The organism is Caldimonas tepidiphila, assembly GCF_003569765.1.
Lineage (GTDB): Bacteria > Pseudomonadota > Gammaproteobacteria > Burkholderiales > Burkholderiaceae_C > Caldimonas > Caldimonas tepidiphila.
In genome coordinates this window covers 16,914-26,370 of the sequence record NZ_QXMG01000003.1, presented here as the reverse complement: position 1 = coordinate 26,370, position 9,457 = coordinate 16,914, and the positions used below count along the sequence as shown (strand labels likewise).

19 protein-coding genes are annotated in these 9,457 nt (G+C 65.4%); 9 read left to right on the top strand and 10 right to left on the bottom strand.

Features of this window, described 5'->3' with window-relative positions; all coding sequences use genetic code 11:
- Positions 1-37: 37 nt before the first annotated feature.
- From D3A59_RS06895 to D3A59_RS06880, 5 genes are read right to left on the bottom strand one after another with little or no spacing between them, the layout of a single operon-like run.
- Complete coding sequence (locus D3A59_RS06895; protein ID WP_119154179.1) at positions 38-685, bottom strand: lambda exonuclease family protein; 648 nt, start codon at positions 683-685, stop codon at positions 38-40.
- Positions 682-1,590 carry a RecT family recombinase gene (locus D3A59_RS26650; RefSeq protein WP_205665133.1) on the bottom strand — a complete coding sequence of 303 codons (909 nt, stop codon included), beginning with the start codon at positions 1,588-1,590 and terminating at the stop codon, positions 682-684. The genes D3A59_RS06895 and D3A59_RS26650 overlap by 4 nt, the downstream gene beginning before the upstream one ends.
- A gap of 22 nt (positions 1,591-1,612) precedes the next feature.
- Entirely contained in the window at positions 1,613-1,894 is a 282-nt protein-coding gene (locus D3A59_RS06885) for a hypothetical protein (protein WP_119154177.1), read from the bottom strand.
- A complete protein-coding gene (locus D3A59_RS26645) occupies positions 1,891-2,025 on the bottom strand; it encodes a hypothetical protein (protein WP_272868054.1) in 135 nt (44 codons plus the stop codon). The genes D3A59_RS06885 and D3A59_RS26645 overlap by 4 nt, the downstream gene beginning before the upstream one ends.
- Entirely contained in the window at positions 2,022-2,576 is a 555-nt protein-coding gene (locus D3A59_RS06880) for a hypothetical protein (RefSeq protein WP_119154176.1), read from the bottom strand. Before D3A59_RS06880 ends, D3A59_RS26645 begins: the two co-directional genes overlap by 4 nt.
- A 265-nt stretch (positions 2,577-2,841) precedes the next feature.
- Between D3A59_RS06880 and D3A59_RS26640 the strand changes: the two genes are divergently transcribed.
- From D3A59_RS26640 to D3A59_RS06860, 5 genes are all read left to right on the top strand, one after another.
- Entirely contained in the window at positions 2,842-2,964 is a 123-nt protein-coding gene (locus D3A59_RS26640; RefSeq protein ID WP_272868053.1) for a hypothetical protein, read from the top strand.
- Between the two features lie 78 nt (positions 2,965-3,042).
- Positions 3,043-3,333, top strand: a complete 291-nt coding sequence (locus D3A59_RS06875; RefSeq protein ID WP_119154175.1) for a type II toxin-antitoxin system RelE/ParE family toxin — start codon at positions 3,043-3,045, stop codon at positions 3,331-3,333.
- A 2-nt stretch (positions 3,334-3,335) separates the two neighbouring features.
- Complete coding sequence (locus D3A59_RS06870; protein ID WP_119154174.1) at positions 3,336-3,638, top strand: addiction module antidote protein; 303 nt, start codon at positions 3,336-3,338, stop codon at positions 3,636-3,638.
- Positions 3,635-3,832: a DUF2283 domain-containing protein gene (locus D3A59_RS06865; protein WP_119154173.1), complete on the top strand. Its 198-nt coding sequence runs from the start codon at positions 3,635-3,637 to the stop codon at positions 3,830-3,832. The genes D3A59_RS06870 and D3A59_RS06865 overlap by 4 nt, the downstream gene beginning before the upstream one ends.
- A 54-nt stretch (positions 3,833-3,886) precedes the next feature.
- On the top strand, positions 3,887-4,129 hold the full coding sequence (locus D3A59_RS06860) for a hypothetical protein (RefSeq protein ID WP_157991429.1): 243 nt from the start codon (positions 3,887-3,889) through the stop codon (positions 4,127-4,129).
- A gap of 65 nt (positions 4,130-4,194) precedes the next feature.
- Here the strand turns inward: D3A59_RS06860 and D3A59_RS06855 are convergent, their stop codons facing one another.
- The 4 genes from D3A59_RS06855 to D3A59_RS06840 all read right to left on the bottom strand — a co-directional run bounded on the left by D3A59_RS06855 (position 4,195) and on the right by D3A59_RS06840 (position 7,378).
- Positions 4,195-4,956 (bottom strand): DUF1828 domain-containing protein, encoded by a 762-nt coding sequence (locus D3A59_RS06855; protein ID WP_119154171.1) that lies wholly within the window; start codon positions 4,954-4,956, stop codon positions 4,195-4,197.
- On the bottom strand, positions 4,953-5,411 hold the full coding sequence (locus D3A59_RS06850) for a hypothetical protein (RefSeq protein WP_119154170.1): 459 nt from the start codon (positions 5,409-5,411) through the stop codon (positions 4,953-4,955). Before D3A59_RS06850 ends, D3A59_RS06855 begins: the two co-directional genes overlap by 4 nt.
- A 374-nt stretch (positions 5,412-5,785) precedes the next feature.
- A complete protein-coding gene (locus D3A59_RS06845; RefSeq protein ID WP_119154169.1) occupies positions 5,786-6,022 on the bottom strand; it encodes a hypothetical protein in 237 nt (78 codons plus the stop codon).
- Positions 6,023-6,517: 495 nt separating this feature from the next.
- Positions 6,518-7,378 carry a LexA family protein gene (locus D3A59_RS06840; RefSeq protein WP_240635976.1) on the bottom strand — a complete coding sequence of 287 codons (861 nt, stop codon included), beginning with the start codon at positions 7,376-7,378 and terminating at the stop codon, positions 6,518-6,520.
- On the opposite strand from D3A59_RS06840, the gene D3A59_RS26845 reads away from it, so the two are divergent.
- Positions 7,311-7,652: a YdaS family helix-turn-helix protein gene (locus D3A59_RS26845; protein ID WP_419187238.1), complete on the top strand. Its 342-nt coding sequence runs from the start codon at positions 7,311-7,313 to the stop codon at positions 7,650-7,652. The two genes, D3A59_RS06840 and D3A59_RS26845, sit on opposite strands and share 68 nt — an antisense overlap.
- Before the next feature lie 20 nt (positions 7,653-7,672).
- Here D3A59_RS26845 and D3A59_RS06830 read toward each other — a convergent pair whose 3' ends face one another.
- Positions 7,673-7,939 carry a hypothetical protein gene (locus D3A59_RS06830; protein WP_157991428.1) on the bottom strand — a complete coding sequence of 89 codons (267 nt, stop codon included), beginning with the start codon at positions 7,937-7,939 and terminating at the stop codon, positions 7,673-7,675.
- Between the two features lie 223 nt (positions 7,940-8,162).
- On the opposite strand from D3A59_RS06830, the gene D3A59_RS06825 reads away from it, so the two are divergent.
- The 3 genes from D3A59_RS06825 to D3A59_RS06815 all read left to right on the top strand — a co-directional run bounded on the left by D3A59_RS06825 (position 8,163) and on the right by D3A59_RS06815 (position 9,380).
- Complete coding sequence (locus D3A59_RS06825; protein ID WP_119154165.1) at positions 8,163-8,378, top strand: hypothetical protein; 216 nt, start codon at positions 8,163-8,165, stop codon at positions 8,376-8,378.
- Positions 8,379-8,381: 3 nt separating this feature from the next.
- Positions 8,382-8,912, top strand: a complete 531-nt coding sequence (locus D3A59_RS06820) for a Rha family transcriptional regulator (protein ID WP_119154164.1) — start codon at positions 8,382-8,384, stop codon at positions 8,910-8,912.
- A 195-nt stretch (positions 8,913-9,107) separates the two neighbouring features.
- Complete coding sequence (locus D3A59_RS06815; protein ID WP_119154163.1) at positions 9,108-9,380, top strand: hypothetical protein; 273 nt, start codon at positions 9,108-9,110, stop codon at positions 9,378-9,380.
- Positions 9,381-9,457 lie beyond the last annotated feature (77 nt).

The window sequence follows — 9,457 nt, the reverse complement described above, 5'->3', positions numbered from 1 at the left end:
CTTCCCCCGAAGCAGGGAAGGGGCGGGCGCTCCGAAATCAGGCGGCCAGGGGTTGCCGCAGGCTGGCCTCGTACTGGTCGACCAGCCGCGCGAAGGCGAGGAGATCGGTTTCAAGGTCGGCGATGTAGTCCTCGTCGCGCTCGACGCGCAGCCGGTAGAGCTGGCGGCCGATCGGCTCAAGCGCCGGGCAGTACAGGCAGAACTCCCACCAGCGGCGGTGCGTGATCCACATGCAGCCCTGGACCTGGTCGCGGTAGTCGCTCCAGTCGCCGGAGACGAGCACGCTGCGCAGCTTCTCGGGGGAGACGAGGCACTTGTATTCGCTGCCGCCGCCCTCGCCGATCAGGCCGTCCGCGCTGGCCCCGAACAGGCCGTCGTCGGTGGTGACGAAGCCCGCAGGCTCGACCACGAGGCCGGTCTGCAGCTCGTGCTCCAGCCGCGCGGCGGGCTCGAGCTCGTGGCCGCGCTTCATCTGCCAAGTCTCGAAGCCCTCGTCGAGCGGCTGGCCGCTGATGCGCTCGATGGCGAGCTTGAAGGCGTAGTCCTTGGCTGCAGCTGAGAAGTCACCCTTGTTTGGGCCGGACTTCAGGCGCTCGCGCGCCACGCGGAACATGCTGGCCGTGATGCAGCCGGCGCGCGCCGCGTGCCACTGCTCCGAGCCTTGTGCGCAGGCGATGAGCTTCACGGCTGCTGCCCCTCTGCGGCTTCCATGTCGCGCACGAAGTCGTCAACCTCGCCGGCCTCACCTTCGGCCTCGACCGTGCGCTGTGCGTCAGCGTCGATCGCGACTTGCTTGAGGCGGTTGTGCTCGCCGGCCAGCAGCTTGCGGCTCTCCTTGCTCGCGGCCTGCCAGAACTGCTGATAGGCCGCCACGCCGTCAGCCGCAGCGTTCTCGGCTGCCTCCAGCAGCCCGGCGGGCATCTGCGGCTCGACCGTCTGTGCCGCACCCATGTGCTTCGGCTGGCTAGCAGCCTGCACCTCGAACTCGTCGGGCGTGTAGACCCCGAGGATCACATCGGAGGCGTACAGCCGCGCCCAGCGCTTCTGCGCGAGGTAGGCGAGTTGCTGCCGCGGATCCTGCTCCCACAGAGGCGAGTTGCGCACGCCGGCCTGGGCCATCGTCACGACGATCTCGCGCGGCGTGTCCTCGCCCTTGAGCGTGGCCCACACGCGCACGCCGCGCTCGCTGCTCTTGTCGGTCTTGCCGTTGACGTTGCGCCAGTCGCCGAACCAGTCGAAGTGGAAGCGGTCGCGAGTGACGCCGCTGCTGTTGATCACCGCGGCGACGAGCTGCGCCTCGTAGCCGAGCGTGCCGTTGACGAGGTGCGTCTTCTGCGCGACGGCAAAGGGATTCATGCCCCACTGGGTCGCCTGCATCACGACGGCCATGCAGTCGCCCACCGAGCCGCGCAGGTGCTGCGGGATCGTGGTCTTGCCGGTGGCCATGATCTCGGCCATGCGGATCATGCGATCCATGCTGGCGTCGTTCATCGTCAGCGCGCCGGCGCTGTAGCGCTCGACGGGTAGGGCGGCGGCAGTGGGATCGCTCGGCGCAAGGGTAAGGGCCTGCTCTTGGGTAGGTGCGTTCATGTCGTTCTCGAGGTGGTGGTGATCAGAAAGCCCGCGGCCCGGCCAGGTAGGCCAGCAGGGCGCGGCAGGTGCGCCAGAAGCACGCGCCGAGCGTCTTCGGGTGGTGGATCTCGACTGCCGGCTGCGGCTGCGCGCGCGGCACGCTGCGCTTGATGGGCGCCACACGCGCCGGCTCGGCGCCGGGCAGCTCGACGTCCACGCGCGGCAGGTCTTCGCGGTAGACCATCGCCTCGGTGTGCAGCTCGTCGCGGCGGGCATGGGCAGCGGCCAAGCGCAGCTCGATGGGCTGGTGGGGACCGGTCATCGCGCGGCCCTCCAGAGGCCGGCTTGGCGCAGCAGCACCTCGCGGTTCGCCATGCGGCGCGCCTCGCGCTTCACGAAGGCCAAGCCCCAGGCCGGCAGGCCGAGCAGGAGGAGGAGGGCGAGGGCGGTCACAGCGCCTCCGCTGCCAGCTCAGGATTGCGCCGCGCAGCGCGCGCTGTGCGGCCGTTCTCTTCGCACTGCGCCAGGCAGTCGGCCTCTAGCGCGTCGAGCACCTCCTTGCTCAGCGCCTGAGAGCACTCCGTGCCGTTGAGGTAGACGCCGGTGATGTCGAAGTACGCCGGGCAGCCAGGCTCTTCTCGGTCGCCCCGCTCCTCGGGGGAGAAGTCGCCCTCGACCTCAAACACGATGTCGCCCCACTCGGCGGAGAGCGTCAGGCCGGGCGCGGAGAACTCGGCGCGGACCTTGGCCGTCTCGGCGCGCGCCTCGTCGCGCTGATCCAGCGCCACCACACAGCGCCCGAGCAGCGCGTAGGCCATGCGGGACCAGTACAGCGCGCGGCGCTCGCTCTCGTCGCAGCCGGCGGGGAACGTGGCGCCGCTCTCGGCGTGGATGCGGCGCAGGTGCCGGGCAGCTTCCTCATGGGCAGGAGCGAAGGGCGGCTCGGGCTGCTGGTAGACCGGCACGAAGGCCGGCGCGGCGGGGGCTTGGGTCTGGGCTTCCATCGAGGCTCCGGGGTGGGGGGGGGCGATGGAATGGATTATCACGAACGTGATTTTGTAAGTCAACACGAATGTGATTGATATGTCGGGGGCGTGATGGAGTGGGCCGGAGTGACGCTCGGTAAGCCCGCGGGGGCCCTGCCACTACCCTCCCGCATGCGCCTCCTCATCCCCATCGTTCCTCTTCTAGAGCTCCCCGCACCCCCGGGGATGTAGCTCGGCTCGGCCGCCGCTACGGTGCGGGCCTCACGAGACCTGGAGGATGTGGATGCGCAAGAAGATCGGAGCGGCTGCTTTGGCCCTGTTCGTGGCAGCGGCGTGGGGTGGCGGGACGGAGGAGGGCGGGCGCTGCAAGTGGGATCGGCGCGCGGGGGAGTTCGTCTGCCGGTGAGGGCCTGCCGCACATTGGGATGTGCACATTGCATTGGGGGTATCGCATCGCCTGTATCCGATCGGATACCATCGGGCAATGTTCACCGTGCAGCTCACCGAGAGCTTCAGCGACTGGCTCGCGGACTTACGCGACCTGCGCGCGCGCATCGCCATCGCTCGGCGGCTTGACCGGGTGCGCGCCGGCAACCTGGGCGACGCGAAGGCGGTCGGCGAGGGCGTGTCCGAGCTGCGCGTGGATGTGGGGGCAGGCTACCGCGTGTACTTCGTGCAGCGCGGCGGCCATGTCATCGTGGTGCTGGCTGGAGGCGACAAGGTCAGCCAGGAGCGCGATATCCGGCGCGCCAAGCAGATCGCCAAGGAGCTGTAGTCATGGCAGAGAAGCTCATCCCCTTCGACATCGCGCGCTACCTTGATAGCGAGGAGGCGGTGGCCGAGTACCTCAGCCAGGTGCTCGCCGATGGCGACCCTGACGAATTCCTCGAGGCGGTGGGGCACATCGCCAAGGCGCGCGGCATGGCCCAGGTCGCGCAGGACGCTGGGCTCGGCCGCGAGAGCCTCTACAAGGCACTGACGCCGGGCGCGAAGCCGCGCTTCGACACCATGCTGCGGGTCATGAGCGCGCTTGGCGTGCGACTTGCCGCGCGGCCGGCGACGCAAGAGGGGCGCTCGTGAGGATCACCTACCTTGAGGCCGACGACACGCTGGTGATGCGGCTGTCGAGCAAGCCGATCGTGCGCGAGGGCCTGCAGGACTGGAACACCTGCGTCAGCTACGCGGAGGACGGCTCGGTCGTGGAGATGGTGATCCTGGAGGCGCGCAAGTGCGGCGCGTGGCCGCTGCACGTGGAGCACCGAGAGGCGGCCTGACGCCAGACGCGGAGCAGAGCCTCAAGTCCGAGATTCGGGCGCCGATGAGGAGGAATGCGCACTATCTACCCTCGCACCGCCGCCTCGATGCACTCCGACAGCGTAGCGCTCGGGATCGCACTCTTCACCGAACTGGTGGAGCGCTTCGACCGCGCGCCGCAGTTGCTCATTGCTGCCGCCTACCTCGATGCCGGCTGCTGCCTCGACGCGCCGGAGCTTCTGCCTGCCGGCGGCTGCTACGGCGAGGACTGGGGTGACGCGCAGCTCGCGCATCAGCTCACGGTCGCGCGCGGCTGAGCGCTACCGCGCCTTGGCCTGATGCCGGGCGCAAAAAAGCCCGCGCGAGGCGGGCCTTTTGGCGCTTACTGAGCTCTCTGACTTGAGCCTGCATTCTTTTGCAGCCGAGTCATTGGAAGAACGCTGGCTACTGATTCAAGCACCAAGGATTCCCGTTTGGCTGCTTCTTGATCAAATCTATCATCAAGCACCACTAGCGTTTGAAGTTTACTGTTGGCTGGAGAGCTTCTGATGTCAAGAAGCTTCCTGAGCGCAGAGCTAACAGAATTGGGGTGCGTAGTGATCGCAACGACGGCTTTGCCATCTAGGTCGAAGTCCAGCGTGTAAGTGTTGCCAGAGATGCCTGTGTACTGCGGCTCTGGCCGTAAGTTTGCCTTAGGCTTCCATGCCCTCAAGTACAAGCCAACTTCGTCTATGAAGTGGGCTATGTCAATCTGGGTGCCGACCTGCTGCTTCTCCCAAGAGGTGATTGAAACAAGGGCTGAAATGTAGTTCGAGAATGCAGTTGGCGCTTTATCAGCCGGAGCCCATATTTCGAACTCACCGATTTCGTTCAGCGAAACCCCGAACGGCTCCCCTGCAGCTTTTATGAACCTTGTCCGCCTATGGTTTTCAAATTGCAGACCCCGCCCCATGAAGTGCAGCAGCACCCCGCCGTCATCAAAAAATCTTACTTGACCGCCAATTTTTTGAACGTAAACAGGAAAGCTATCGCCATCCTCAAAGCAAAAGGCAGTCTCTATCATGGCCACGGACCCATCGTCGTTGATGGGGTGGCACTCAAGGCCAGTGATGGACGGAAGACTTGAGCAGATCATGATGTTCATCCCCGTAGCCTGAAGTCTTCAGGATGTGAGAGGGGCGGCTTGAAAGTGATGTTTGTTTGTCGGCAGAAGTGGACGATGATCTCATCGTAAGTCCAGTGGCTCCAAGATGCATCCCCTTCTGTGCGTGACCTGCCGATGTGCTCGTGTGAGAGCTGGTGCTTGTCCTTGGGCTGATGCTTCTTCCACTTGGAGACCTCAAGCTGGTAGACCCTGGTCAATCCCCACGGATTCCGCTTGTACACCGTGAAGATGTGCCGCACGATCCCTGTGGACGGGCTCCTACTGAAGATCAGCTTCACATGGAGGCCGGTCCGTATCCCGTCCGCGTCCACCAATCCAGTTTCTGTGGAGAGCGAGTGCGGCTGCGTCTTCTCGTGCTCCCAGTCAGGGCAGTCTTCGCAGATGAGAGGCTCTGCCAGCAGGGCCCTCGCCTCTGCTTCTGGTATGTGCTGCAATCAACGCTCCTGCTGACGTTGCTTCAATGACCGCCACTCCCACGGCGGCACCGGTTCTGGATCTGCCCCCAGCTCGCGCCGCTCTGCGCGTGCCTCACTCTCGACTTCGACCTCGAGCAGCGCCCCATCCGTCAGGTACTTCCGGTAGGCCCACACCATGCCGGCGCGCAGCTATTCGGTGCTGGCGTCTTTTCCATCGCAGCTTGCCCACGCCACGCTGCGGCTGTAGCGGTCCAGCGTCTGCTGGCACACCTCGGCCGCCTGCTGGAAGCACATTTGCGCCAGGTGCGGGCGGCTGCGCTCGTCGAAGTCGGGGCTGTTGCGCCCTCGGCACGCTGAAGCTGGAGGGGCAGGCGAGCACGCCAGAGAGAGCCTTAACCTGTTGGGCCACCCTTTGAGGATTCCTGCTCGTCCTCGAAATGCTTGATCCGCTCCTGCACCAACGCCAAGGCCTGTTGAATGGCGCCGAGCGCGCCTCCCAAGGGCAGGAAAACCTCGGCCCTGCGCTCCTCCGGCAGGTCCTTGGTAAGGACCTCGATCGCTTTTGCCAGGCCGGCCGTCGCATTGATGAGTTGGATCTCTGTCTGGATGATTGAGCTGTCGGGGGTCATGGGGGTCCAGTGAGGAGGCTTGAGTTCCGGTGAGCAGGGGGGGGCTATTGCGCTCTCGCCGCGCCGAAGCCGGGGGCTATTGGGGTCTTTGCTCGCCGCGCTGAAGCCGGGGAGGGCATGGCGGGGCAGGTTAGGCGGTGTTGGTTACCGAGGAGCCCTGCTGAATTCGCCGCTCCCCTCTACGAATGGGACCCAGTCCAAGGCATCGATTGTTTCTGAGCTGGAGTTGCTACCGTCACGATTTTTCGCAGGAATCGCCACCATCCGCCATAGTCGTCCGGTTTGTGTGTCCAGTAGATATTGATCTCTCCTGTATTCTGAAACTTGCCCAAATACGAATCTCCCCCCAGGAGATGAGAGAACTTTGTGTTCTGGCGGCTTTACTTTGACGGGCTCATTTGCAAACGCGAGAGAGGCGATGGAGAGCAATATGGATGTCGATATTTTTTTGGGAAACATATGGGTTGAATATTATTAATTTCGCGCTTCGGGTCTCTACCTGCGGCGGTATTTCCGGTGCTCGACCATGGTGCCGACAATTGAAATCGGGGTCTCGTCGGACCGCATTGATTCGTAGTCCTCGTTCAGCGGAACCAATTCAAATATGGTTTTGCCGGTAATGCTGATGCCGCGCGGCCGGTACTTCTTGAACGTCGCCTCGTGGGATCCGTTCTTCGCCACCACGAAGTCCCCCGGTAGCGGCGCTACATCCGGGTCCACGATGATGCGGTCGCCCGGCTTGAACTCCGGCAGCATCGAGTCGCCCTTGATCTCCAGCGCGAAGGCGTGTTCCCCGAGATCAAGGTCAGTCAGCAGGTACTCCAGCTCTCCACCGAAGTCGAGGCCCTCGGCCATCTGGCCGGCCTGGACATAGCTGATCAGCGGGATCTTGCGGGTGCCGATGGCGGCGGGGGCAACGTTAGAAGGCTCTCCAACATCCCTGGGCCCAGTGCCCTTCAGTAGCCACTTGGGGTGGACCCCCAAGGCCTCGGCAAGCTGGATCAGGTTGCGCGGCTCGTCGCGCTCGCCCTTCTCGTAGTTCCCGATGGCGCCCTGAGACAGGCCAGCCCGCCTCCCCAGCTCCGCCTGGCTCCACTTCTTTCGTTCTCGTGCCCACTTCAGGCGTTCTGGGAATGTTTTCACATCCGTGATTAGAACGCGGGGTTGCACCACGTTCGTGGTGGCCGCACAATCACGAACGTGATAACGCATCGGGCCTGCCATGACTCCCCTTGAAAGAGCAATCCAGATCGCCGGCGGCGTCTCCGCTTTGGCGGGCGCCCTGGGCGTGGCGCAGAGTGCGCCGAGCATGTGGAAGGCGCGCGGCCGAGTCCCCGCCGAGTACTGCCCCGGCATTGAGCACTTCACCCGTAAGCGGGGGGAGCCCGTAACGTGCGAGCAACTGCGGCCGGACATCCCCTGGGGCGTTCTTCGTGACCAGCCCACCTCCACCCCCATCCTCCCCCCGCCCACCCCCGACACGCCTCCCCCTGAGCAGGGGGTGCAGGCACGCATGCCGGAGAAGCGCAGCGGTGGGGACCGGCGGGAGCGCGAGCGCAGAAGCGAGGAGCGTCGCAAGGGAGCGCGCCGCGCGCATGAGGCGGCGGTGCACGCAGGGGAGGGGGCGTGATGGATGCTCTGCGCGACTACTCAGCCCGGCGGCTCGCTTTCCGCGGACGCCCGCGACATGCCTTCTACGTCGGTGGCAACGGTGTGAAGCCCGCTCAGGAAGTCCTCGGAGATGAGTCTGCTCGGCAGCGAGTGGGCCAATTCCTCTTCAACCCCGGCCAAGCAGGCCTTGATCAGCCGCTTCTGAGTCCCAGGGTCCATCTCTCGCAGTTCCGCCCAGAGCGCCAGCAAAGCAGCCCGATAGCCAGCCGCACGACCCAACGCGAAATCGTCTACGGAACCGTTCATCGCATGTCTTTGCTGCGCTGCGGAAAAGCGCCCGAACGGAATTTACCCAAGGGAGGACTTCATTGGGCTGACAAGGCCGAAGTCCAAGCCGGGCATTGGGCGGAAGCCGGGAAGAACACGGGAGAGGCCCCGGGAAAACCCCGGGCTTGAACTTGGGCCGCGCAGTTCAGGCGGCTGACCTTGAGGAAGAACGCCGCCGAGCGCGGCACATGAAAGCTAGACGATGACCGAAAACGCCACCCCGGAAGCCGCAACCTCGCTCGACGCGCAGGGCAATCTTCCCCGATTCAATACTGCGCCGCAGCAGGCCGTGCCCACATCCCCCGTTCAGGTGGAGCAGCGCTGCGAGACCTGCGCGCACGTCGCGACCGTTGCCCAGGTCGAGCCCTGCGGCTCGTGCTTCCGCGACGCCGGCCTCTACGCGAACTGGGCGGCCTGAGCGATGGACCTCAGGACCCCCCTGCTCGTCACCCCCGAGGGTGCGGAGCCGACCACTACTTCGCGCATCGTCGCGGAGCGCTTTGGCAAGCGACACGCGGATGTGCTGCGCGCCATCCGGGCCTTGCTGGCCGATCCGGAGATGCGCAGCTTCACTGAGCGCAATTTTGCGTTCAGCACATACACCGACCCGACCGGCCGCGCGGTGCCGGAGTACCGCCTGACGAAGGACGGCTTCGCCTTCGTGGCCATGGGCTTCACCGGCCGGCGGGCCAACCAGTGGAAGCGGGCCTTCCTGGAGGCCTTCAACACCATGGCCGAGCAGCTCCAGCAGCAGCACCTCGGCCTGTGGCAGCAGTTCCTCGCCCTCGAGGCGCGCGAGCAGGGCTCCAAGGCGCGCGCGTCCATCGGCTCGCAGCTGATGCTTGAGCGCAAGCGCGAGATCCCGGCGATCGTCTCCGAGCGTACGCGGCTTGCCGCCGCCATCCAGCCCCGCCTGCCGTTCGATCGGTTCGAAGGAGGCCGAGCGTGCTGATCGAGATCCTGCTGACCGCCTTCGGCGTCATCGGCGCCGTCGTTGCGCTCGCCGAAGGCCTCGCTCGCCTCATGGGGGTGGAGTTGTGATGGCCGACTACCTGCGCACGCTCGCAGCGCCCTATGAATGGACGCTGTGCACCGCCGGCGCGATCTTCCTCGGCGCCTGGATCGACGTTTGGCTGGGAGAGGACGAGTGAAGCCCGTCATCCACCCCTGTGGCGCCTTCGGCGCGCTGTACGAGGTCGGTGCCGGCTACGAGGGCAAGCGCGACGAGCTCGGCCGGCTGTACCTGCAGCCGCTGAAGGCTGCCCCTCGCATCTGTGCACCCAACGGCAAGCCGGTCGTCACCGACGAAATGCGCCGCGGCGCGCTGGTCAAGCCCGACTCCATCGGCCTGGTGGGCCAGCTCACCGAGAGCGCTGCTGACAAGGCCAAGCGGCAGCAACGGCTCGCCGGGAGCATTTGATGAGTCCGCGGCGCGCCCTTGCCATCTTCGCCTTGGCCTACCTGGCCGCCTCTGTTGTCTTGCGCGCGATCGAGCGC